This window comes from Janibacter cremeus (assembly GCF_013409205.1).
In the GTDB taxonomy this organism is placed as follows: domain Bacteria; phylum Actinomycetota; class Actinomycetes; order Actinomycetales; family Dermatophilaceae; genus Janibacter; species Janibacter cremeus.
This window is the reverse complement of sequence record NZ_JACCAE010000001.1, coordinates 2,938,535-2,958,536: the sequence shown is the minus strand read 5'-3', so window position 1 is coordinate 2,958,536 and position 20,002 is coordinate 2,938,535. Positions and strand designations below refer to the sequence as shown.

Here is a 20,002-nt window from a genome sequence, read left to right as displayed (position 1 = left end):
CCTCAGTCCTTGGGGCCACCGGCCACGTAGATGACCTGCCCGGAGACGAAGCCGGCCTCCTGCGAGAGCAGGAAGGACGCGGTCGCCGCGATGTCCTCCGGCTGTCCGACGCGCTGGACCGCGGTCTCCTTGGCGGCATGGGCGAGGAAGTCATCGAAGGGCACGCCGATCCGCTCGGCGGTCGCCGCGGTCATGTCGGTCTGGATGAAGCCCGGGGCGATGGCGTTGGCCGTGACCCCGAACCTGCCCAGCTCGATCGCGAGAGTCTTGGTGAAGCCCTGCATGCCAGCCTTGGCCGCGGAGTAGTTGACCTGGCCGCGGTTGCCGAGGGCCGACGTCGAGGAGAGGTTGACGATCCGGCCGTACTTCGCGGCAGTCATGTGCGCCTGGCATGCCTTGGTCATCAGGAAGGCGCCGCGCAGGTGTACCGACATCACGGCGTCCCAGTCCTCGACATCCATCTTGAAGATCAGGTTGTCGCGGATGATCCCCGCGTTGTTGACCAGCAGGGTCGGGGCGCCCAGCTCAGCAGCGATCCGGGCCACCCCTGCCTCGACCTGCTCCGGGTCGGAGACGTCGACGCCGACCGCGATCGCGGTGCCGCCGCCCTCGGTGATCTCGTCGGCGACGACCTGGCAGGCCGATTCGTCGAGGTCGAGCACCGCGACGTGGTGCCCGTCGGTGGCCAGTCGGTGGGCGACGGCGCGGCCGATGCCGCGGGCGGCTCCCGTGACGACGGCGGTGCGGGTGGTGCTCATGGTGCGGCTCCTGATGATCGCGAAGGGGGGTTCCTCCCCATCGTCGTGCATCCACGCCGCCGGTGGCACCCCGGTGGTCCCGATCGCTCAGTCCTTGGGATGCGCGGTGATCCACCGGGGCTCGGTCGGCAGCCGCCAGCCGCGCTTGCGGGCCAGCACGCAGATGCCACCACCCACGGCTGCGGCGATGAGCGAGGCGCCCGTGCCGGGAATGACGATGTCGAGGACGACGAAGATCGCGCCCGCGACGAAGGCTGCGCTCGCGTAGAGCTCGGACTGCTGCAGGATCACCGGCACGCGGCCGAGCATCATGTCCCGCACGGCGCCGCCACCGCACGCGGTGAGCACGCCCAGCAGTATCGCCGGCAGCCAGTGGATGTCGTTGAGCAGGGCCTTCTGCGTGCCGACGACGGCCCAGGTACCCAGGGCGATCGCGTCGACCCAGGGGAACCACTGGCGCCAGCGTCGCCCCTCGAGCGGGACCAGGAAGGCGACGCCGGCGGCGACGAGGGCGACCGTCAGGTAGTCCAGGTCCGTCAGGGCGATGGGCGTCAGGTCGAGCAGCACGTCGCGGATCGCCCCGCCGCCCAGGGCCGAGATGATCGCCAGGACGGTGAACCCGACCGGGTCGAGGTTGAAGCGGCGGGCGACGGCTCCGCCGAGCAGGCCGTTGGCGAGCACGCCGAGCAGGTCCAGGAAGCGGATGATGTCCGGGACGACTGCAGGCGAGTCAGTCATGGGTCGCGCTCACCTGAGCGGGATCCGGTCCCCCGGCGATGAGGTGGTGGACGACGGTGTCGGCGAGCAGGCGTCCCCGACGGGTGAGCACGACGTCGCCGCCGACGGCGGCACGACCATCGACGAGACCGTCGGCGACCAGGCCGGCCACCGCCCTTCGTCCCTCCGGCGCCAGCCAGGCGGTGGGCATGCCCCGCCGCAGCCGGACGCCCAGCAGGATCTGCTCGTCGCTGCGCTGCTCGTGGGTGAGGAGCTCCCGCGCGGCCGCCGGGGAACCCTGCGCCAGGCGCTGGGCCCAGGCAGCGGGGTGCTTGACGTTCCACCACCGCACACCGGCGACGTGGCTGTGCGCACCGGGACCGACACCCCACCAGTCGTCGCTGCGCCAGTAGGCCTCGTTGTGCCGGCACCGGCCGGCGGGCGTGCGTGACCAGTTGCTGATCTCGTACCAGTCGAACCCCGCGTCGGCGAGCAGTTCGTCCGCGAGCTCGTACTTGTCGGCCTCGTCATCATCCGTGGGCCGGGGCAGCTCGCCCCGGCGGACGCGGGCGGCGAGCTTCGTGCCCTCCTCGACGGTGAGGGCATACGCCGAGACATGGTCCGGCTCGAGCGCGATCGCGGTCTCGAGCGAGGTGCGCCACTGCTCGAGGGTTTCCCCCGGCGTGCCGTAGATGAGGTCGAGGCTCACCGCCAGACCCACCTCGCGGGCGGCCGCGACGGCCTTGGCGACGTTGGCGGGGTCGTGGGTGCGGTCCAGTGTCGCCAGGACCCCCGGAACGGCCGACTGCATGCCCAGGCTGACACGGGTGAACCCGCCCTCGGCGAGGACGCGCAGGGAGTCGACGTCCACCGAGTCGGGATTGGCCTCGGTGGTCACCTCGACGTCGTCGGCCAGTCCCCAGCGCTCGCGGACGGCTGCGAGGAAGCGCACGAGGTCCTGCGCAGGCAGGAGCGTCGGGGTGCCGCCGCCGACGAAGACGGTGGACACGACCGGTGGGTCCCCCAGGACCTGCTGGGCGAGCTCGAGCTCGGTGATCGCCGCGTCGACGAAGGTGGCGACACTCGCCCCTTTCGCTCCCCCGACGGGGCCCAGCTCGGTGGCCGTGTAGGTGTTGAAGTCACAGTAGCCGCACCGGACGGTGCAGAAGGGCACGTGCAGGTAGATCCCGAAGGGTCGCTGTCCGACCGTGTCACGGGCGGTGGCGGGCAGGGCACCGTCGCGCGGCGCCTCGTCTCCGTCGGGCAGGGCAGGCACTGCCCCATCCTCCCACCCACAGGACGCCGTCCCGACACCAACCGGTGGCCCTCCTGTCAGCCTCGCTGGCTACGGTGAGGAGCATGACCCACTGGATCGAGCTCGACGGCGTCGTCAACATGCGCGACCTCGGAGGGCTGCCCACCCTCCGCGGCGGGCGGACCCGCGACGGCCGTCTCGTGCGCAGCGACAACCTCCAGGACCTCACGCGTCAGGACGTACTACGCCTCGTCGGCGAGGTGGGCGTCACCGACATCATCGACCTGCGCACCGACGTCGAGCGCGAGCTCACCGGGCCCGGCCCCCTGAGCGAGACGTCGTTGGCGCACCACAACCTCAGCTTCATCGCCGAGGACCGCCACCCGGGCGCGGCCCGCAGCAGCGCCGACAGCGGCAAGGAGGCCCTGGTGCTCTCCGAGGGCGACCCGGACCGCGGCACCCCCGACTTCTGGACGCGCCACTATCTGGGGTACCTGCACCAGCGTCCCGACTCCGTCGCAGGTGCGCTCAGCGTCATCGCGGACAGCCGTGGCGGCGCCGTCGTGCACTGCGCCGCGGGCAAGGACCGCACCGGGACGGTCACGGCGATGGCGCTGTCGGTCGCCGGGGTACCCGACGAGGAGATCATCGCCGACTACGCCGCCAGCGGTGAGCGGATCCGGCAGATCATCGACCGGCTGATCGACATCGAGCCGTACAAGTGGGGGCTGCAGGGGCGCTCGCTCGACGAGCAGACACCGCAGCCGGAGACGATGGAGATGATCCTGCGCACCCTCGAGGATGAGCACGGTGGGGCCACCGGGTGGCTGCGCGGGCAGGGCTGGGACGACGACCGGCTGGACCTGCTGCGCGGCCGGCTCCTGGGCTAGGAGCAGGCATTCCCGTCGGTGGAGGTGAACGCGCCGACGATTCACCGGCGAGTCGACGTCCACCCAGGTGGATCAGGTGTGCTTCGTCGGCTTCATCGACACGTAGACCGGGATGACGCCCTCGACGACGACCACGCCGTCGGTGCGCACCGCCTTGACGCGGATGTCGACGTCACCGGGGGTGCCGGCCCAGTCGACCGCGTCGGTCTCGGCGATGCAGAGCAGGTCGGTGGTCGACTTCGCCAGGTAGTCCACCCGCAGACCGCGCGGCAGCCACCGCTTGTCCGCCGGGCAGGTGGCCTCGGCGAGCAGTCCCATCGCTGCCTCCAGGCCGTTGCACACGGCGATGGCGTGCAGGGTGCCGATGTGGTTGTGCACGGCCTTGCGGTTGGCGATGGACAGCTCGGCGTAGTTCTCCCGGACCTGACGCACCTTGGGCCGCACAGTCGCGAAGTAGGGCGCCTTCCTGGCGTAGAGCAGCGAGAAGATCTGCTTGCCTCGCGGGAGTCGGGAGATGCGCTTGTACAGGGTGAAGGTCTGCTGTGCCACGAGTGCGACCCTATGTCCCACCCCACCCCGGGCGTACCGCCCACCGGCGTCGCCTTGGTCACGTCACCCGGCGTACGTGCCGAAGCTCCACGAGTTGCCCTCCGGGTCGAGGATGCTGAAGCCGCGTGACCCGGTAGTCGGCGTCCTCCATGGGCCGGGTGACGGCCGCGCCGGCCCCCTTCGCGCGCGTGTGCACGGCGTCCGGGTCGTCGGTGACGACATAGAGCATGACCCCACCGATCGGCGTGGTGAAGTGCGGGTCGTCAGGGCGGGCGCTGGAGATCATGGTCTGCTGTGTGGTGTCCATGACCTCAGGATCGCGCACCGGTGGCCACCTCGTCTTGGACGAATGCGATCTCGTCCTCGCGGCGCCACCTGGTCGGCGACGTGCCCGCGAAGGCGAGCCAGTCACGGTTGAGGTGGCTCTGGTCGGCATACCCGGCCCGGGCCGCAGCCTCCGCGAGCGGGCGACCGGCCGCGATCAGCCGGTGGCTCTCTTGGAACCGCAGGACGCGCGCCGTCGTCTTGGGCGCCTGCCCGAACTCCTGCCGGAAGCGCTCCCCCAGGTGTCGTGGTGACCAGCCCACCTCGCGGGCCACCTCCCGGACGGGGGCCCGGCCACGACTGCGGGCGAGGAGCTGCCAGGCGTGATCTACCTCCGGCCGCGGCAACCACCGTGCCTCACGACGAGCGAAGAGGGCCTCGACCACGAGGTCGAAACGACGACTCCAGTCAGGTGTTTCGCTGAGCCGCTCGTGCAGCCTCCGTGCGGACGGCCCGACGAGCTCCCCCAGGTCGACCGAGGTGCCCGAGATCTCGCCCGGCGGCCCGCCCAGCAGCAGAGAGGCTCCGTGCGGCGTCAGGTCGAGCTGGATGCCGTGCTGGCAGCCGTCGTGGAGGATGTGCGCCGGCGACGCGTGCATCCCCGCGATCAGGGTGTCGAAGCGCCCCCTTCGTCCATCTGCACCGACGAGGTGCAGCGGCTCGTCGAGGGCGAGCACGAGGGTGACCGTGCCGGACGGCATGCCGATGTGGGTCCCCGGTGACGCCCCGTCGATGCGGTAGCCGGCCATCGACCCGACGAAGGGGGTCAGGGCGCCGGGGAGTCGTGCCTCGACGAAGGACTGCACATGTCCAACGATAGCCGGGTGGACGTGCACACGCCGACGTTTCGTCCGCGCGTGCACCTCCACCCGTGGGGGTCGCTACTACTTCTTGGCCTTCTCCACGGCGCCGGCGTCGGAGGAGAGCGCCGCGATGAAGGCCTCCTGCGGAACCTCGACGGTGCCGATGTTCTTCATCCGCTTCTTGCCCTCCTTCTGCTTCTCGAGCAGCTTGCGCTTGCGGGAGATGTCACCGCCGTAGCACTTGGCGAGCACGTCCTTGCGGATGGCGCGGATGGTCTCGCGGGCGATGATCCGCGATCCGATGGCGGCCTGGATCGGCACCTCGTACTGCTGTCGCGGAATGAGCTCGCGCAGCTTGCCGGCCATCATCGTGCCGTAGGCGTAGGCCTTGTCCTTGTGGACGACGGCGCTGAAGGCGTCGACGCCGTCGCCCTGGAGCAGGATGTCGACCTTGACCAGGTCGGCCGACTGCTCCCCCGCCTCCTGGTACTCCAGCGAGGCGTAGCCACGCGTGCGGGACTTCAGCTGGTCGAAGAAGTCGAAGACGATCTCGGCCAACGGCAGCGTGTAGCGCATCTCGACGCGCTCCTCGGACAGGTAGTCCATGCCGCCGAGCTGGCCGCGCTTGCCCTGGCACAGCTCCATGATCGGGCCGATGAACTCGCTCGGGGCGAGGATCGTGGCCTTGACGATCGGCTCGCGCACCTCGGCGACCTTGCCGTAGGGGAACTCGCTCGGGTTGGTCACCTCCACCGCGGTCCCGTCGTCCATCGTCACCTCGTAGATGACATTGGGCTGGGTGGAGATCAGGTCGAGGTTGAACTCGCGCTCGAGGCGCTCGCGCACGATCTCCAGGTGGAGCAGCCCGAGGAAACCGCATCGGAAGCCGAAGCCGAGCGCGGCGGAGGTCTCCGGCTCGTAGGCCAGGGCGGCGTCGTTGAGCTTGAGCTTGTCCAGCGCGTCGCGCAGCGTCGGGTAGTCGCTGCCGTCCATCGGGTAGAGGCCCGAGTAGACCATCGGCCGGGGCTCCCGGTATCCCCCGATGGCCTCGGTAGCCGGTGCGGCGGCAGCCGTGACGGTGTCACCGACCTTGGACTGGCGCACGTCCTTCACGCCGGTGATCAGGTAGCCGACCTCGCCGACACCCAACCCCTTGCTGGCGACCATGTCCGGTGAGATCGCCCCGATCTCGAGGAGCTCGTGGGTGGCCCGCGTCGACATCATGACGATCTTCTCGCGGGGGTGGAGGGCTCCGTCGACGACGCGCACGTAGGTGACGACACCGCGGTAGTTGTCGTAGACGGAGTCGAAGATCATCGCGCGAGCCGGGGCGTCGGCGTCGCCCACTGGCGGGGGGAGCTGGGTGACGATCTCGTCGAGGAGCTCCTCGACCCCTTCGCCCGTCTTGCCGCTGACCTTGAGCACGTCGGACGGGTCGCAGCCGATGAGACCGGCGAGCTCCTGGGAGTACTTCTCCGGCTGGGCGGCCGGCAGGTCGATCTTGTTGAGCACCGGGATGATCGTCAGGTCGTTCTCCATGGCCAGGTACAGGTTGGCCAGGGTCTGCGCCTCGATGCCCTGGGCTGCGTCGACGAGCAGGACCGCGCCCTCGCAGGCCGCGAGCGAGCGGGAGACCTCGTAGGTGAAGTCGACGTGCCCCGGGGTGTCGATCATGTTCAGGCAGAACGTCTCGTCGACCGCCTCCCACGGCATCCGCACGGCCTGGGACTTGATGGTGATGCCGCGCTCACGCTCGATGTCCATCCGGTCCAGGAACTGTGCCCGCATCTGCCGCTCCTCCACGACCCCGGTCATCTGGAGCATCCGGTCGGCGAGCGTGGACTTGCCGTGGTCGATGTGGGCGATGATGCAGAAGTTGCGGATCTGCGCCGGCGGGGTCGCATTCGGCGGGAGGGCCTCGCTGGCCTTGGGTGACACGGGTGGCGGACCTCGGGGTTCGTCGGGACAGGGGTCGGTCACCCATCCTCCCACGGCCGGCCCACCGAGCCGAACGACACCGCGACGCGGCCGGGCTACGGTGGCCCCATGGACGGCTACCCCGGTGACTACGACGGCGACCCACCGTTGGAGTGGGCCCCCACGCCGAGGGAACCCACGCCGTCCCCGGGCGAGATCGTGTGGGCCCGCGTGCCCTACGAGGAGGACCACACCCAGGGCAAGGACCGCCCGGTCCTGCTCATCGGTCGCGACGGCCCGTGGTTGCTGGCACTGCAGCTGACGAGCGTCGACCATGACCTCGACGAGGCCCAGGAGGCCTCCGTCGGACGCTACTGGATCGACATCGGCTCCGGTGGCTGGGACCACCGCGGTCGGCGCAGCGAGGTGCGCGTCAACCGGGTCGTCCGGGTCGATCCCGCCGCGGTCCGCCGTGACGGCGCGGTCCTGGACGAGCAGCTCTTCGTCGCCGTCGCCGAGGCCGTGCGGGCCGTCGCGCGGGGACGGGAGTACGACGACGACCCGGTCTGAGCGCACGAAGAGGGCCGGTCACCACTGCGGTGACCGGCCCCCCATCGAGGTTCAGTGGTGCTCGGCTCAGAGCGTGTTGACCTTCTTCGCCATGGCCGACTTCTTGTTGGCGGCCTGGTTGGCGTGGATGGCGCCCTTGGTCACGGCCTTGTCGAGCTTCGTGCTCGCGGTGACGAGAGCCGACTTGGCAGTCTCGGCGTCGCCGGCCTCGACGGCCTTGCGGACCTTGCGGATCCAGGTGCGCAGCTCCGACTTGATCGCACGGTTGCGCTCGGTGCGCTCGTTGTTGGTCTTCACGCGCTTGATCTGGGACTTGATGTTTGCCACAGGTGTACTTTCTTTGCTCGGTCGATGGTTGCCGTTAGAGGGCGGCAAGGCGTCTCGGGACCGGCGTGGGGACACCGTGGGAGAGACACCCTGGGTGGTGCTCGCTGTACGCACACGACCATGCGCGCACGCAAGGAGCAAATCTAGCAGCGCCGCCCACCCCCGCCAAACTTGGCGGTCAGGAGCCGTTGCGCTCCCGCGAGATCGTCAGGATCGCCTTCTCCACCGAGTACACGGGGTCGCGACCGCCGCCCTTGACCTCGACGTCGGCCGCGGCAATGGCCTGGATGCTGCGTCCGAGCGCGTCGCCGCTCCATCCCTGCAGCGCTCGGCGGGCCTTGTCGATCTGCCACGGCGCCATCCCGAGGTCGCGGGCGAGATCGGCGCTGCGGCCACGCCCCGCTCCCCCGACCTTCGCCAGCTGCCGCAGCTGCATGGCGATGACGGCGACGATCGGCACCGGGTCGACACCGACGTCGACCGCGTGCCGCAGCAGCCGCAGGGCCTCACCCGTACGGCCGGCCACCGCGGCGTCGGCCACCTTGAAGCCGGTCGCCTCGACCCGCCCTCCGTGATACCGCTCGACGACGTCGGCGTCGATCGTGCCGGTGGTGTCGTCGACGAGCTGCTGGCAGGCCGAGGCCAGCTCGCGCACGTCCTTGCCGACGGCCTCGACAAGGGCCTGGACCGCCTCCGGGCTCGCCTTGCGCCGGGCCGTGCGGAACTCGTTGGTGACGAACTCAGCCTTGTCGCGGTCGCTCTTGATCGCCGGAGCCGGGATGACGAGGGCCTTGGCCTTCTTCAGCGTGTCGAGGACCTTCTTGCCCTTGTTGCCCGAGGCGTGCGTGACGACGAGGGTCACCGAGTCCGCCGGGTCGGAGAGGTAGGTCAGCAGGTCGACCTGGAGCGCGTCGGGTGCCTGGTGCAGGTCGCGCACGACGATCAGCTTGTCCTCGCCGAAGAGGGAGGGACTGGCCTGCACGGTCAGCTCGCCCTCCTGGTAGCCCTCCGCGGTGAGCGTGACGACGTCGACCTCAGGTGCGGTCACGCGCACGTCGGCGATGACCTGCTCGACGGCGCGGTCGGCGAGCACCTCCTCCGGTCCCGAGACGAGGACGAAGGGCGGGGCGCCCTTGCTCAAAAGAGCGCCACCCTCGGCTCCGGCGGGAAGATCTCGTCGAGAGCGGCCTCGTCCTCGGCGGTGGGTACCCACCTGATCGCGTCGGCGTTCTGCACGACCTGCTCGGGACGGGTGGCTCCAGCGATGACGCTGGGGACGCTCGGGCGGGAGGCCAGCCAGGAGAAGGCGACCTGCAGCTCGGTCAGGTCGCGCTCGCGGGCGAAGTCGCCGAAGGCGCGCAACTGGTCGAGGTCGGTGCGGTCGAGGACGTGCTGCGACTGCGCCAGTCGGCTCTCCTCGGGCGCGGTCCCCGAGGAGTACTTGCCGGTGAGCAGCCCGCTGGCGAGCGGGAAATAGGGCAGGACGCCCAGTCCGTAGGCCTGCGCCGCGGGCATGACCTCGAGCTCGGCGCGGCGGTCGAGGAGGTTGTAGTGACTCTGGCTGGAGATGAACCGTGACCCACCACGCGCACGGGCGACGAACTCCGCCTCCGCGATCTGCCACCCGGCGCGGTTGGAGTGGCCGATGTAGCGGACCTTGCCGTCGCGGACCAAGTCATCGAGGGCCGCCAAGGTTTCCTCTATCGGCGTCAACGGGTCCGGGCTGTGGAACTGGTAGAGGTCGATGTGATCGGTGCCCAGGCGCCGCAGCGAGGCCTCGACCGCCGTCATGATGTAGCGCCGCGAGCCGCGAGCGCCGAAGTCGGGGCCGTTCGTTCCCCTGACATCCATGCCGAACTTCGTCGCGATGACCACCTCGTCGCGGCGGCTGCCCAGGGACGCGCCGAGCATCGCCTCGGACAGGCCGGGCTCGGCGCCATAGGTGTCGGCGGTGTCGAAGAGGGTGATGCCGGCGTCGAGCGCGGCGTGCACGACGGCGTCGCTGCCCTCCTGGTTCTGGGTGGCGGCTCCGCGACGACCAAGGTTGTTGCACCCCAGGCCGACGGCGGAGACGGTCAGGCCGGAGCGTCCGATACGGCGAAGTTCCATGGGCGACAGGCTAGCCCCGGGAGGGGACAGCGAGTCCGAGCGCCTTCGCGCGGGCCGCGACCGCCGACTCATCGCGCGCGAGTGAGGCGGCGAGCTCGGTCAGCGGCAGTCCGAGGTCGACGCCGTCCCGTAGCTCGTCGTCGTCCTGGCTGGACCACCCTTCGCCCTGCGTGACGGCCGTGCGCACCCCGTCGGCCGGACCGGGGTCGGCGGCGACCGGCTGTCCGGTCATCCCGCGCTTCGCCGGGTCGGCGACGGGCTGCACCTCGGGGGCGATCTGGTCGAGGCGTCGCAGCGCGCCGAGGACGAGCCCACGGTCGGTCGTCGGCCAGAAGGGAGGCAGCGAGCGCTGCAGGAAGCCGGCGTAGCGCGCCTTGATCATCCGGTTGTCGAGGAAGGCGACCACGCCGCGGTCGTCGCCCTTGCGAATGAGTCGGCCGGCGCCCTGGGCGAGGCGCAGGGCGGCGTGCGTGGCGGAGACCGCCATGAAGCCGTTGCCGCCACGGCGGGCGATCTCCTGGGTGCGCGCCGACGAGAGCGGATCGTCGGGTCGGGGGAAGGGAATGCGGTCGATGAGCACGAGCTGGCAGGCGCTGCCGGGCACGTCGACGCCCTGCCAGAGGGTGAGTGTCCCGAACAGGATCGTCTTCGGGTCCCGCGCGAAGTCGCGCACGAGGGTGCCGATCATCTCCTCGCCCTGGCAGAGCACTGTGAACTCGTCGTCGAGGCGCTCGCGCATGGCCTCGCTCGCCTCCTTGGCAGCGCGCATGGAGGAGAAGAGCCCCAGGGTGCGACCGCCCGCCGCACGCACGAGTGCCTCGATCTCGTCGAGGGTCTGCGAAGCCAGCCCGTCCCGGCCGGGAGCGGGCAGGTGCTCGGCGACGTAGGCGATCCCCTGCTGGGCATAGTCGAAAGGGGATCCGACGTCCAGACCGGTCCACTCGGGAGCACCGGGGCCGCGCAGGCCGAGCGTGCCCGCGACGGCGTCAAAGGTCCCGCCGAGCTCGAGGGTGGCCGAGGTGAGGATGACTGTGCGGTCGCGCACGGAGTCGTCGTCGTCGGTGGCACCGGTACCGAAGATCCGCTCCCGCATGCGCATGGCAACACTCATCGGTGCCACCCGCAGCAGCGGTCCGCGTCGCGGGTCGCGGCTGACCCACATGACGTCCAGCTCGTGCTCTTCGAGCATCCGCGCTGCGGTCTCGTGCAACTCGTCGACCGCGGCGAGGGCGATCTGGCGGGGCCCGTCGACGTTCTCCCCCTTCGGTGGCTTCATCTGGGTGAGCAGGGTGCGGGCGACGTCGCGGCACCGACCGAGGATGCTCGCCAGGGAGTCGGGGATGCCGGCCGTCAGGCGCCCCTCGGGGGCCTGCTCCAGCACCGCCTCGAGGTCGCCGGCGAGGTCATCGAGGTCGTCGGTGGACTCTGCGTACTTGCGCGCCCGCTTGGCCGCGGCGCGGATCGAGCCGGGGGTCAGCTCGTCGGTGACCGTCGAGGTGACCCGGTCGACGAGCTCGTGGGCCTCGTCGATGACCAGGACGTCGTGCTCGGGCAGCATCGGCCGCCCCTCGAAGGCGTCGATGGCCATGAAGGAGTGGTTGGTGACGATGACGTCGACCTCCTTCGCCGCCTCGCGCGAGCGCTCGACGAAGCACTCGGCGACCATCGGACACTTCGAGCCGAGGCACTCCTGCGCGGAGACGGAGACCTGGCGCCACGCCTTCTCCGAGACGCCGGGGACGAGCTCGTCCCGATCACCGGACTCGGTCTCGGCCGCCCACTCCCGGACCCGCACGACCTCCTTGCCCAGGCGACCGGCGACAGCATCGACCTCGCCGACGTCGAACATGCCCTCGTCCTCGTCGGGGAAGCCGCCCTCGACCTTGTGCTTGCACACGTAGTTGCGGCGGCCCTTGACGATCGCGTACGTCGGGCGGCGCGTGAGGTGACCGGCCAGGGAGTCGGCGAGCCGGGGCATGTCCCGATCGACGATCTGCGCCTGCAGGGCGAGAGTCGCCGTGGCCACGACAGCGGGGTGTCCGGTCCGCTGGGCGTGCTCGACCGCGGGCACGAGGTAGGCCAGTGACTTGCCGGTGCCGGTGCCTGCCTGGACGAGCAGGTGCTCCTCGGTGTCGATGGCGCGGGCGACGGCGTTGGCCATCTCGACCTGCCCCGGGCGGGTGGTGCCGCCCACTCCCCCGACGGCGGCGGCGAGCAGGGACTCAACTGACGAGGACACCGCACCACCCTAGGTGCCCGAGCCGACCCCCCGCACCGGCCATCCACACACTTGCCCGCACCCAAAACGCCCCAAGGTTGTGTACCTTGGGTTCACAACCTTGGGATCCAATTGGGGGGACCGATCATGACCACCACCACCGAGCGCCTCGCCGGGACCACCACCTCGCTGCAGCACTACGCGCTCGCCGTCATCGCCGCGAGCCTGGCCATGCAGCTCGTCCTCGCCGCGTGCGGACACGCCGTCGGCATCCTCGCCGGCGTCCTCACGGCCCTCATCGCCCTCGGGTACGCCGGCTTCCTGCTGCGCAACCGCGACCGACTGGGCAAGGTGCGCTTCGGCCTCCTCGCGGCCCACGTGGTCACGTTCGCCGCGGTCGTCGGCGGCTACCTCGGGCACTTCTTCCTGCTCGCCGTCTCCGGCAACGCTGCGGTGGCGGCCCCGTCGGCCGGCGAGGACTTCGTCATGGACCCGGGGTGGTTCGGGGTCGTGGTGGGCATGCCGACCTTCTGGCTGATGGGTCTGCTCGCCCACTCCCTCGGCGCGATCCTCGGTCGGGGCTTCGAGGCCCCCCGGTGAAGGAGCCCACCGAGGCGCAGGAGTGGCTCGACGAGCTGGTCACCGGGTGGGTCGAGGTCTACAAGAAGTCCATGACCACGCTCGTCCTGCTCCAGATCATCGACGAGCTGTCGGCAGTCCCCGCCGCGACGATCCGCACCGAGTTCACCGACCGCACCAGCTGGCAGATCACCGAGCGCGGCCTCTACCGCACCCTCAAGCGTCTGGCAGGCAGCGGCCTGCTCAGCGTCGAGGCGGTCCCCGTCGAGCGCACGGGCCGGCCCCGCAAGGACTACTCGCTCACGGACCTCGGACTGGACTTCCTCGCCCGGCTCCAGTCGACCACCGCGGCGGTGGATCCATCGAAAGGTTGATCGCAGGACCAACCTCCAGCGCGATGTGGCCAGGCCCCCTCCGCGGCTGGAATGGATGGCATGACAGCGACCCTGCGGCCCCATCGTCCCGACAGCCCTCCACCCGGCCCTGCACGAAGTCCGGCAGCCCGCCTGACCGGCCGCCGCGGCGCCGCCATCGTGCTCGTCCTGGCCCTCGTCGTCATCGGCCTGGCCAGCACGCTGCTCGGCTCCACCCAGGCGCCTCCGCGGGGCGACAACTATCCCTCGACCGCCGAGTCGGCGCTGGTGGCGGAGCAGCTGGACAGCTTCCCCGACAGCGACCAGGTACCGGTTCTGCTCGTAGCGACGAAGGGGGGCAACACGCTCTCCGATCAGGACGTGTCCGCCTTGGACGCCATGGCCGGCCAGCTCCCCTCCGCCGACGCACCCTCCCCGGCTCGGGTCTCCCAGGACGGCGAGGCCGCAGTCATCACGCTGCCCGTGACGACCTCCGCGGACTCCGACACCACCGTGGAGAAGATCGCGACGCTGCGCAGCGACGTCGCCGACCACACCCCCTCCGGCATGACGGTCGAGGTGACCGGTGGTCCTGCCTTCGGCGCCGACATCACCTCCTCCTTCGACGGGGCGAACTTCACCCTGCTCGCCGTGACCATCGGGGTCGTCGCCCTCCTGCTCCTGCTCACCTACCGCTCGCCCGTGCTCTGGCTGGTGCCGCTGCTCGTGGTCGGGATAGCCGACCAGCTCGCGGGCACCATCACCACTGCCGTCGGTGACTTCAGTGGCCTGCCCTTCGACGCCGGAATCGTCTCGGTGCTCGTCTTCGGGGCCGGCGCCAACTACGCCCTGCTGCTCATCTCCCGCTACCGCGAGGAGTTGCACGAGCACGAGGACCACCGTGCCGCTCTGGCCGCCGCCTGGCGCGCCACCGTCCCCGCGATCCTCGCCAGCAACGCCACCGTCGTCCTCGCCCTGGGCACGCTCCTCCTCGCGAGCGTCCCCGGCACCCGTGGACTCGGCCTGGCCTCGGCCGTCGGTCTGGTCATCGCCCTGCTGGCGATCACCTTCGTCCTGCCCGCCGCGCTCGCGCTCGTCGGTCGCAAGGTCTTCTGGCCCTTCATCCCGCGTCCCGGTGACGACCTCGACCACGAGGGCCTGTGGGCCAAGGTCGCCCGCCGCGTCGTCGCCCGACCGGCCGCGCACCTCGTCAGCGGCCTGGTTCTGCTCGCCGTGCTCGCCTCCGGGCTCTTCGGCGCGAGCATCGGCCTGAGCCAAGCGGACTCGTTCCGGACCGCCTCCGAGTCCGCAGACGGTCTCGTCACCGTCGGCGAGCACTTTCCCGCCGGGGCAGCGGCTCCCTTCACCATCACGACGGACACCACCGCCACGGACGCGACCATCACCGCCCTCGAGGACGTCGACGGCGTGACCAGCGTGCACCCCACCGGCACCAACGGTGCCGGCCTGACGCAGCTGACGCTCACCGGTGAGCCCGCACCGGGCTCCCCCGCGAGCCTCGACCTCGCCATGGAGCTGCGCGAGGCAGCCCACGGCGTCACCGACGCCAACGCCCGGGTCGGTGGCGGCTCGGCCGAGCTGCTCGACGCCCGCACCGCGGCCGAGAGCGACCTGAGCACGGTCGTCCCGCTCGTGCTCCTCGTCAGCCTCGCCGTGCTGGCGCTCCTGCTGCGCGCCGTGATCGGCCCGCTGGTACTGCTCGCCCTCAACGCCGCCAGCGCTCTGGCCGCGCTGGGTCTGGGCGCCTGGCTCGACGAGCACCTCCTGGGCCACCCGGCCCTGGACGTGCAGGTCCCGCTCGTGGCCTTCCTCTTCCTCGTCGCCCTGGGGATCGACTACACGATCTTCCTCATGCACCGGGCCCGGGCGGAGTCGGCCGAGCACGGCACCCGGGAGGGCGTCGCCCGAGCGGTGGCCCGAACCGGCGCCGTCATCACCAGCGCCGGCATCGTCCTCGCCGCGGTCTTCGCCGCACTGGGGGTACTCCCGCTGGTCGTCCTGGGCCAGCTGGGCCTGATCGTCGGACTCGGAGTGCTGCTCGACACCCTGATCGTGCGCACGGTCATCGTCCCGGCGGCGACTGCTCTGATCGGGGACCGCTTCTGGTGGCCCTCTCGCCCCAGCCGGGTAGCGTCGCGTTCGTGAACGCTCCAGACGTCGCGGAACCGGCCACGCCCCACACCCAGCACGCCCGCGTGGCCGGTCCCATCGGCGTTCCCGGCGAGGACTCCGTGGCCTCGGGTACGACCCGCTGGTTGAGGTGGGGACAGCACGCCCTCCTGGCCGCCCTCGTCGTGATCTGCGCGACCCGGGCCATCGGCGCCGGGGCGCACCCGGTCGCCGAGGTCGGTGCCCTGGCGGCCTTCGTCGGTTGGTACCTCGTAGGGATCCCCCTCGGCCGGCGCGGGGTGGGTGGCGCGGCCTGGTTCGTCGTGCTCGCCCTCGTGTGGGGAGGCCTCGTCCTGGTCTCCCCGGAGAACGTCTGGCTCGCCTTCCCCCTGTGGTTGCTCGCCGGCCACCTGCTACCGCTCGGCAGCGGCATCCTCCTCTCGCTGGCGATCCTCGTCGTGGTCGTCGCCGAGCCGATCCGGCAGGCGAGCGCGACGAGCTTCGCCGCCGTCATCGGACCCTTCATCGGCATGGTCGTCGCGCTGGGGATCTCGCGGGCGCAGATGGCCCTCGTGCGGGACGGCATCGAGCGCCAGCGGCTCATCGCCTCGCTCTACAGCGCCCAGGAGGAGACCGCCGCCCTGAACGACGAGCTCGCCCGTGTGCAACGGGCGGCCGGAGCGACGAGCGAGCGCACCCGACTCTCCCGCGACATCCACGACGGCCTCGCCCAGGGGTTCTCCTCGATCCTGCTCCTGGCCCGCGCCGCCCGCGCCGAGGAGGACCCCGCTCGGGTGCGCGAGCTGCTGGAGCACCTCGAGAACGGTGCTGCCGAGGGACTGGAGGAGTCACGCCGGGTCGTCGGCGCCCTGGCCCCCGCCGATCTGGACGAAGGGGGTCTGACCGCCGCTCTGCACCGGGTCACCGACCGCTTCGAGGTCGAGAGCGGCGTGCAGGCGCGTGTCGTCGTCAGCGGCAACGTCCCGCCCGTGGCCACCACCACCGAGGTGGCTCTCCTGCGGTGCGTTCAGGGCACCCTGGCCAATGTCCGCTCGCACGCCCGGGCCTCGAGCGTCGTCGTCAGCCTCGACGTCACCGGCGACGCCCTGCGCGTGGACGTCGTCGACGACGGGTGCGGCTTCGATGCCAGCGACTGGACCACCCGCTCGCCCGCCGGCGACGGCGGCTACGGGCTGCGCGCCACGCGGGCCCGTCTGCGCGAGCTGGGCGGCGGCCTGGCCGTCGAGTCGGGCCCGGGTGAGGGGACGGCGATCTCGGCCTGGCTACCCGTGCACACCCACGCACCCGAGGAGGGGCAGCGATGAGCGCTCGCGTCGTCGTCGTCGAGGACCACCCGGTCACCCGGATGGGGATCATCGCCCTGCTCCGGCAGAGCGAGCAGATCGAGGTCGTCGGCGAAGCCGGGACCGGTGAGGATGCGATCGCCGTCGCCGCCCGGGAGACGCCTGACGTCGTCGTCACTGACCTGCGTCTGGGCGAGGGCCTCGACGGGGTCGGGGTGACCACCGCCCTTCGCTCCCGAGCGAGCGCGCCCGCGGTCCTCGTCCTGACCACCTACGACACCGACCGTGACATCGTGCGTGCGGTCGAGGCCGGGGCCGCCGGCTACCTGCTCAAGGACGCCGACCCTGCAGAGATCACCTCCGCCGTCGTGCGGGCAGCCGCCGGTGAGACGGTGCTCTCCCCCGCTCTGGCACAGCGGGTCGTCGCCCGCATCTCACGGCCGCAGGCCGACCTGTCCACGCGTGAGGTGGAGATCCTCGCCGCCGTCGCCCGTGGACTGCCCAACCGGCAGATCGCCAAGGAGCTGGTCATCTCCGAGGCGACCGTGAAGACCCACCTCGTGCACGTCTTCACCAAGCTCGACGTCGACTCGCGCACCGCCGCTGTCGCCCGCGCACGCGAGGACGGTCTGCTCAGCTGAGCGGCTTGAGCCGGTAGCCCACTCCCCGCACCGTCAGGATGCGCTCGGCGCCGATCTTGGAGCGAAGGGAGCGCACGAAGACGTCGACGACGTTCGACCCGGGGTCGAAGTCCATGTCCCAGACCATGCCGAGCAGCTGCTCGCGGGAGAGCACCTGGTCGGCGTGCTCGACGAAGGCCTCCAGCAGCGCGAACTCCCGGGCGGTCAGCTCGACCTCGCTCCCACCGATGAGCACGGTGCGCCGGCGGACGTCGAGACTGAGGTCACCGGCGGTCAGGGTCGCCTCCTCGGCGGGGGCGGCACCCCCTTCGCGCAGTCGTAGTCGCACCCGGGCGAGCAGCTCGGCGAACTGGAAGGGCTTGGTCATGTAGTCGTTGGCCCCGCCCTCCAGGCCGGTGACCGTGTCGTCGACGCCGTCCCGGGCGGTGAGGATGATGACCGGGATCTCCACGCCGTCCCCGCGCAGGCGGCGCAGCACCTCGAAGCCGTCGAGACCCGGCAGCCCCACGTCGAGGACCAGCAGGTCGAAGGCCCCGGTGGAGGCCAGCGCCCACGCCTGTCGTCCGTCGGCCGTCAGCGTCGTGACGTAGCCGCTGGCCCGCAGCCCCTTGTCGATGAAGCTGGAGATCTCCGGGTGGTCCTCCGCGATGAGGATGGCGCTCATCTAGTCCTCCGATGTGCTCGGCGCCAGGTCGTCCTGGCTGCTGTGGTCCTGCTCGTCCGGGATGAGGAGGGTGAAGACCGCGCCCTCCCCGGGCACGCCGCCCACCCGGACACCGCCATCATGTCCGTCCGCGATGGCGCTGACGATGGCCAGCCCGAGGCCGGCACCGCTGTGGCGGCGGCCGTCGAGTGGCTCACCGTGGGTGAACCGCTGGAAGATGCGCTCCCGGTCGGCCGCGTCGACACCGGGTCCGGTGTCGGTGATGCTGATGGCCAGGCAGGGCCCCAGCTCCGGGTCGTCGGTGAACTGCGAGGTCAGGGTGATCGCGTCGCCGTCGGCGGTGTGCTGGACGGCGTTCTGCGCAAGCTGCAGCACCGCCTGGGTCACCCGATCGGCATCCAGCCGGGCCTCGCCCTCGGCGATCAGGTCCACCCGCCAGCGCCGGTCGGCCAGCGCCGAGATCTTGGCCTCGAGGGCGACGGTGAGCATGGAGACGTCCACGCCCTCGACAGGGCGGATGAAGTCGGGACGATCGGCCTTGGCCAGGGCGATCAGGTCGGTGACGATCCGGCTCATCCGGTCCAGCTCCTGGGTGACCACGCGCATCGTCACCGCTCGCGAGGCGGGGTCGTCGTCCATCAGCTCGAGATGCCCCCGGATGACGGTGATCGGTGTGCGCAACTCGTGGCCCGCATCGTCGACGAAACGCTGCTCCGTCCGGAACGCCTCCTCGAGCCGGTCGAGCATCCGGTTGAAGGTCGAGGCCAGGCCCGACACGTCATCGTGCCCGACGTCGATGCGACGGGTGAGGTCCTGCTCGGTGATCTCCTCGGCCGCCGCGTGGACGAGGCGCACGGGGCGCAGCAGCCGACCGGCGACGATCCAGGAGACCACCCCCGCGAAGAGGAGGGCGGACACCGAGGCGATCACGAGCATGCGGGTCGAGCGATCAACCTCCACCATCGCCGGACCGGTGAAGGACGTCACGAGGAAGACGGCGTCCTCGCCATCGGCGACATCGACGATGGCTCTGGCCCACCGCATCTCACCGGCCGGGGTCTCGTGGATCCCGGAGGAGGACCGGGCTGTCTGCTCGAGCAGCTCCTGGTCCCGGGTGAGGTCGTACTCCTGGGCCGTCGGCGCCTCGGCCCCTCGGGAGATGGTCACGGCGCCCTCGGTGCCGACGTAGCCGACGAGCATCTCGTCGGCGCCGGGCTGCTGCCGGGAGAGGTAGGACTGCAGGAGCCGTTCGGCCGAGGTGAAGGGACGCGAGGTCTTCGGGTCAACACCGTCCCGGCTGAAGGCACGAAACTCCTGGACCTCCTGCGTGACATCGGCGTTGGCGCGCTCGGTCACGGTCAGGTGCAGGGTCTCGTGCACGACGATGACGACCGAGAGCAGGGTGACGAAGAGGATGAGCACGATCCACGCGACGATCGTCTCGCGGGACAGCCGGGGCCGGCGCCGCCGCGGGACCACCTCAGCGGACATCAGTCGTCGTCATCGTCATCGTCGTCGTCATCGTCATCGTCATCGTCATCGTCATCGTCATCGTCGTAGACCGGCGGTGGCGGCGCCTGGGTCCGGGTCACCGAGGGCTCCGGTGTCCACGTGGGTCGGGTCGTCGACGTGGGCTGGGGCGTCGCTCGGGTGGTCGAGGTCGGGGTCGGCGTGGACGAGGACGACGGTTGCGAGGAGGACGTCGACGATGAGCCCGACGTCGGTGAGATCGTGCTCGTCGTCAGCTCCACCGGCCCCTTCTCGACGGGCGGGGGGTCGGCCGGCGCGGCGGCGACGCGGAAGCCGAGGAAGACGAGCAGGGGCACGCTGAGCAGTGCCACGACGAGCAGGCCCTCGCGTCCGATGCGCCAGCGGCTCACGACGGGACTCCGGT

21 protein-coding genes are annotated in these 20,002 nt (G+C 70.9%); 7 read left to right on the top strand and 14 right to left on the bottom strand.

Going from position 1 to position 20,002, the window contains the following annotated elements; genetic code table 11:
- Positions 1-2: 2 nt before the first annotated feature.
- From fabG to hemW, 3 genes are all read right to left on the bottom strand, one after another.
- A complete protein-coding gene (gene fabG / locus BJY20_RS14085; RefSeq protein WP_185992107.1) occupies positions 3-758 on the bottom strand; it encodes a 3-oxoacyl-ACP reductase FabG in 756 nt (251 codons plus the stop codon).
- 87 nt (positions 759-845) lie between these two features.
- Positions 846-1,496, bottom strand: a complete 651-nt coding sequence (locus tag BJY20_RS14080; RefSeq protein ID WP_185992106.1) for a trimeric intracellular cation channel family protein — start codon at positions 1,494-1,496, stop codon at positions 846-848.
- Positions 1,489-2,751 (bottom strand): radical SAM family heme chaperone HemW, encoded by a 1,263-nt coding sequence (hemW, locus tag BJY20_RS14075; RefSeq protein WP_185992105.1) that lies wholly within the window; start codon positions 2,749-2,751, stop codon positions 1,489-1,491. The genes BJY20_RS14080 and hemW overlap by 8 nt, the downstream gene beginning before the upstream one ends.
- 83 nt (positions 2,752-2,834) lie before the next feature.
- On the opposite strand from hemW, the gene BJY20_RS14070 reads away from it, so the two are divergent.
- Positions 2,835-3,620 (top strand): tyrosine-protein phosphatase, encoded by a 786-nt coding sequence (locus BJY20_RS14070; RefSeq protein WP_185992104.1) that lies wholly within the window; start codon positions 2,835-2,837, stop codon positions 3,618-3,620.
- 72 nt (positions 3,621-3,692) lie between these two features.
- Here BJY20_RS14070 and BJY20_RS14065 read toward each other — a convergent pair whose 3' ends face one another.
- The 4 genes from BJY20_RS14065 to lepA form a co-directional block, all read right to left on the bottom strand.
- Complete coding sequence (locus tag BJY20_RS14065; RefSeq protein ID WP_185992103.1) at positions 3,693-4,169, bottom strand: DUF4442 domain-containing protein; 477 nt, start codon at positions 4,167-4,169, stop codon at positions 3,693-3,695.
- A 58-nt stretch (positions 4,170-4,227) separates the two neighbouring features.
- A complete protein-coding gene (locus BJY20_RS14060; protein ID WP_185992102.1) occupies positions 4,228-4,476 on the bottom strand; it encodes a VOC family protein in 249 nt (82 codons plus the stop codon).
- Between the two features lie 4 nt (positions 4,477-4,480).
- Positions 4,481-5,299, bottom strand: coding sequence for a helix-turn-helix domain-containing protein (locus tag BJY20_RS14055; RefSeq protein ID WP_185992101.1), 819 nt, complete (start codon positions 5,297-5,299; stop codon positions 4,481-4,483).
- A gap of 78 nt (positions 5,300-5,377) precedes the next feature.
- Positions 5,378-7,234, bottom strand: coding sequence for a translation elongation factor 4 (gene lepA, locus BJY20_RS14050; RefSeq protein WP_185992100.1), 1,857 nt, complete (start codon positions 7,232-7,234; stop codon positions 5,378-5,380).
- Between the two features lie 108 nt (positions 7,235-7,342).
- Here lepA and BJY20_RS14045 point away from each other — a divergent pair, with 108 nt between their 5' ends.
- Positions 7,343-7,783, top strand: coding sequence for a type II toxin-antitoxin system PemK/MazF family toxin (locus BJY20_RS14045; protein ID WP_185992099.1), 441 nt, complete (start codon positions 7,343-7,345; stop codon positions 7,781-7,783).
- A 66-nt stretch (positions 7,784-7,849) separates the two neighbouring features.
- Here BJY20_RS14045 and rpsT read toward each other — a convergent pair whose 3' ends face one another.
- The 4 genes from rpsT to BJY20_RS14025 form a co-directional block, all read right to left on the bottom strand.
- Entirely contained in the window at positions 7,850-8,110 is a 261-nt protein-coding gene (gene rpsT, locus BJY20_RS14040; RefSeq protein WP_185992098.1) for a 30S ribosomal protein S20, read from the bottom strand.
- 178 nt (positions 8,111-8,288) lie between these two features.
- Positions 8,289-9,251: a DNA polymerase III subunit delta gene (holA, locus tag BJY20_RS14035; RefSeq protein WP_185992097.1), complete on the bottom strand. Its 963-nt coding sequence runs from the start codon at positions 9,249-9,251 to the stop codon at positions 8,289-8,291.
- Positions 9,248-10,219, bottom strand: a complete 972-nt coding sequence (locus BJY20_RS14030) for an aldo/keto reductase (protein WP_185992096.1) — start codon at positions 10,217-10,219, stop codon at positions 9,248-9,250. The genes holA and BJY20_RS14030 overlap by 4 nt, the downstream gene beginning before the upstream one ends.
- Positions 10,220-10,229: 10 nt before the next feature.
- On the bottom strand, positions 10,230-12,458 hold the full coding sequence (locus tag BJY20_RS14025) for a helicase C-terminal domain-containing protein (RefSeq protein ID WP_185992095.1): 2,229 nt from the start codon (positions 12,456-12,458) through the stop codon (positions 10,230-10,232).
- Positions 12,459-12,584: 126 nt separating this feature from the next.
- Here BJY20_RS14025 and BJY20_RS14020 point away from each other — a divergent pair, with 126 nt between their 5' ends.
- Genes BJY20_RS14020 through BJY20_RS14000 form a run of 5 tightly spaced genes read left to right on the top strand, consistent with a single transcriptional unit; the run spans position 12,585 to position 17,444 of the window.
- Positions 12,585-13,037, top strand: a complete 453-nt coding sequence (locus BJY20_RS14020) for a hypothetical protein (RefSeq protein WP_185992094.1) — start codon at positions 12,585-12,587, stop codon at positions 13,035-13,037.
- Entirely contained in the window at positions 13,034-13,390 is a 357-nt protein-coding gene (locus BJY20_RS14015) for a PadR family transcriptional regulator (protein ID WP_343062911.1), read from the top strand. The genes BJY20_RS14020 and BJY20_RS14015 overlap by 4 nt, the downstream gene beginning before the upstream one ends.
- Positions 13,391-13,450: 60 nt before the next feature.
- Positions 13,451-15,535 carry an MMPL family transporter gene (locus tag BJY20_RS14010; protein ID WP_185992093.1) on the top strand — a complete coding sequence of 695 codons (2,085 nt, stop codon included), beginning with the start codon at positions 13,451-13,453 and terminating at the stop codon, positions 15,533-15,535.
- Entirely contained in the window at positions 15,532-16,824 is a 1,293-nt protein-coding gene (locus BJY20_RS16545) for a histidine kinase (RefSeq protein ID WP_185992092.1), read from the top strand. The genes BJY20_RS14010 and BJY20_RS16545 overlap by 4 nt, the downstream gene beginning before the upstream one ends.
- Positions 16,821-17,444 (top strand): response regulator, encoded by a 624-nt coding sequence (locus BJY20_RS14000; protein ID WP_185992091.1) that lies wholly within the window; start codon positions 16,821-16,823, stop codon positions 17,442-17,444. Before BJY20_RS16545 ends, BJY20_RS14000 begins: the two co-directional genes overlap by 4 nt.
- On the opposite strand, the gene BJY20_RS13995 is transcribed toward BJY20_RS14000, so the two are convergent.
- From BJY20_RS13995 to BJY20_RS13985, 3 genes are read right to left on the bottom strand one after another with little or no spacing between them, the layout of a single operon-like run.
- Positions 17,437-18,108: a response regulator transcription factor gene (locus BJY20_RS13995; RefSeq protein ID WP_185992090.1), complete on the bottom strand. Its 672-nt coding sequence runs from the start codon at positions 18,106-18,108 to the stop codon at positions 17,437-17,439. The two genes, BJY20_RS14000 and BJY20_RS13995, sit on opposite strands and share 8 nt — an antisense overlap.
- Complete coding sequence (locus tag BJY20_RS13990) at positions 18,109-19,599, bottom strand: sensor histidine kinase (RefSeq protein WP_185992089.1); 1,491 nt, start codon at positions 19,597-19,599, stop codon at positions 18,109-18,111. It lies immediately after the preceding gene.
- On the bottom strand, positions 19,599-19,988 hold the full coding sequence (locus BJY20_RS13985; protein ID WP_185992088.1) for a hypothetical protein: 390 nt from the start codon (positions 19,986-19,988) through the stop codon (positions 19,599-19,601). The genes BJY20_RS13990 and BJY20_RS13985 overlap by 1 nt, the downstream gene beginning before the upstream one ends.
- Positions 19,989-20,002: the final 14 nt, after the last annotated feature.

Excerpts from the sequence above, each read along its gene's own strand:
- BJY20_RS13990 (WP_185992089.1), bottom strand. The coding sequence starts at position 19,599 with ATGTCCGCTGAGGTGGTCCCGCGGCGGCGCCGGCCCCGGCTGTCCCGC.
- BJY20_RS14030 (WP_185992096.1), bottom strand. The coding sequence starts at position 10,219 with ATGGAACTTCGCCGTATCGGACGCTCCGGCCTGACCGTCTCCGCCGTC.
- BJY20_RS14020 (WP_185992094.1), top strand. The coding sequence starts at position 12,585 with ATGACCACCACCACCGAGCGCCTCGCCGGGACCACCACCTCGCTGCAG.
- BJY20_RS13995 (WP_185992090.1), bottom strand. The coding sequence starts at position 18,108 with ATGAGCGCCATCCTCATCGCGGAGGACCACCCGGAGATCTCCAGCTTC.
- BJY20_RS14070 (WP_185992104.1), top strand. The coding sequence starts at position 2,835 with ATGACCCACTGGATCGAGCTCGACGGCGTCGTCAACATGCGCGACCTC.
- BJY20_RS14060 (WP_185992102.1), bottom strand. The coding sequence starts at position 4,476 with ATGGACACCACACAGCAGACCATGATCTCCAGCGCCCGCCCTGACGAC.
- BJY20_RS14000 (WP_185992091.1), top strand. The coding sequence starts at position 16,821 with ATGAGCGCTCGCGTCGTCGTCGTCGAGGACCACCCGGTCACCCGGATG.
- BJY20_RS14080 (WP_185992106.1), bottom strand. The coding sequence starts at position 1,496 with ATGACTGACTCGCCTGCAGTCGTCCCGGACATCATCCGCTTCCTGGAC.
- BJY20_RS14010 (WP_185992093.1), top strand. The coding sequence starts at position 13,451 with ATGACAGCGACCCTGCGGCCCCATCGTCCCGACAGCCCTCCACCCGGC.
- fabG (WP_185992107.1), bottom strand. The coding sequence starts at position 758 with ATGAGCACCACCCGCACCGCCGTCGTCACGGGAGCCGCCCGCGGCATC.
- BJY20_RS14045 (WP_185992099.1), top strand. The coding sequence starts at position 7,343 with ATGGACGGCTACCCCGGTGACTACGACGGCGACCCACCGTTGGAGTGG.